The sequence below is a fragment of the Parasphingorhabdus sp. genome, from assembly GCF_036964675.1.
In the GTDB taxonomy this organism is placed as follows: Bacteria; Pseudomonadota; Alphaproteobacteria; order Sphingomonadales; family Sphingomonadaceae; genus Parasphingorhabdus.
In genome coordinates this window covers 37,358-39,236 of record NZ_JBALTF010000002.1, presented here as the reverse complement: position 1 = coordinate 39,236, position 1,879 = coordinate 37,358, and the positions used below count along the sequence as shown (strand labels likewise).

Here is a 1,879-nt window from a genome sequence, read left to right as displayed (position 1 = left end):
CGCGGCTTTTTGTGACATGGGCAACGCTTAGCCGAGCCGACCGCAGCGCTCAACTCTTCTGTGAAACTGTTTGGTGGCCAGATCCGGACCTTAGCTCTTGAGCGGCTTGTTGAGCCGGTTGATCTCGCGTTCCGGCTCAACCTGTGCAGAGGCGCTTTTCAGTGTGGTCAATGCGGCGCCTGGTTCCACGTGCTGCAATTTCTGCAGCTCGCCCTTGAAGCGGCGCAATTCCTGGCCGCCCAGCTGTGCACGCTCGACAAATTTGACCGACCGGGGGTTGATCGTGCGTCCGCCGCGATAGAGTTCATAATGGAGATGCGGCCCGGTCGACAGGCCGGTCGACCCGATATAGCCGATAATCTGGCCCTTGCGCACCCGCCGCCCATTGCTGACCGCAATCCGGCTCATATGGCCGTAGCCGGAAGCCAGCCCGCCGCCATGTTGCAACCTGACATAATTGCCAAAGCCACCCTTGCGACCGGCGTGAACCACAGTGCCATCGGTAACCGCATAAATCGGTGAGCCATAGCCGCCGCCGAAATCCATCCCGCTGTGCATGCGCTTGTAGCGCAGGATCGGATGCCGCCGCATGCCGTAGCTTGAGGTAATCCGTCCATTGGTCGGCCGGGCCAGTTCGCCATTCGACTGACCGACGCCCGATGCTTCAAACCAGTTGGTTCGGCCACCGCTCTGCCATTTCAGCATTTGTGCCGCCGGTTTGCCGCTGCGTTCCAGACCGGCATAGATCAGGTCGCCAACTTCCACCTCGCCGGTTTCCGCGCGGCGATAGGACAGGATGATATCAAATTCGTCGGTGCTGCGAATGTCCCGCGACACGGACATTTTTGAACCAATGACCTGCAGATATTTCTGGACCGCGTCGGCGGGTGCGCCCGCGGCACGCGCGGACCGATAGAGGCTCGAGCCGACACTGCCCTTGATCCGCAGCGGCGTGTCGTCCACCAGGATCGGCTTGCGGTTGAGCTTCAGCTGGTCGCCGTCGCGCAATATTTCGAGATTGAGGTCAAAGCGGGCGCGAAACGCCAGTTGGTCCAGTGGCCGGGCCTGATTCTTCGCCGGGCGACGACCGAGGACTACGTCGATCTTGGTGCCGGGCCTGATATCGCCGAGCGAAACCGCTCCGCTGATCAGATCATTGACCTGCGTGGCTTGATCGCTGGCCACGCCAGCGCGTTGCAGCACCCGGCGCAGACTGTCGCCGCGACCGAGCGTGGCGACCAGTTCGATCGACGGCCGCTCGGGGCTTTCCGCCAGCGGGCGCACCGCATCGGTTGCCGCCATCCGGATGCCGGTGTCGGACCCATAAGCCAGCGGCGCGATCATTTGCGAACGCGCCTGGTCGGCGCGATATCCGCTCAGCGGATCGGCGCTATGTCCGGCAATCGGACCAAAATCGGGAAGACAGGAAAATGCAAAGCCGCACAGGGCTGTCAGCGTCACCAGGCCGCGGAACCAGACCGGGCTGCCGATATCGACACCGAGATCGGGCACCCAGTCGATTTCGGCAAAGGATTCACGCCACTCGGCGATTTTTTCCCTGGAAAAAATGGAGTCGGGTAACGACGAAAGCGGGGGATTTGCTGCGGTAATCGCAGCCCCCTGAACTTGCATGTCGATATCGTCGATACTCTTGAACAAACGAACCCCTTAGGTGACGCAAATTTATCAATTAGCATCCTAAATGTGTAAGACCTCTGTGCAGGAACTTGGTTAAAGTCAAATTAAGCCGCCGTGCAGGCGGTGTACATGCGGCGAGCCGTGTAAAATCACGGTTATCCGGTCCGCATCTGCGGATTTTGCTGCAAGCCCCTTGCAACTGCGCGCCCGATCGGCTGTTGTGCCGATAATGTCCCGCTTC

The 1,879-nt window shown here is 60.4% G+C and carries 1 protein-coding gene; it reads right to left on the bottom strand.

Annotation, left to right across the window (positions count from 1 at the left end):
* Nucleotides 1-90: 90 nt before the first annotated feature.
* Nucleotides 91-1,659: a M23 family metallopeptidase gene (locus tag V7665_RS00825; protein ID WP_335662640.1), complete on the bottom strand. Its 1,569-nt coding sequence runs from the start codon at nucleotides 1,657-1,659 to the stop codon at nucleotides 91-93.
* Nucleotides 1,660-1,879: the final 220 nt, after the last annotated feature.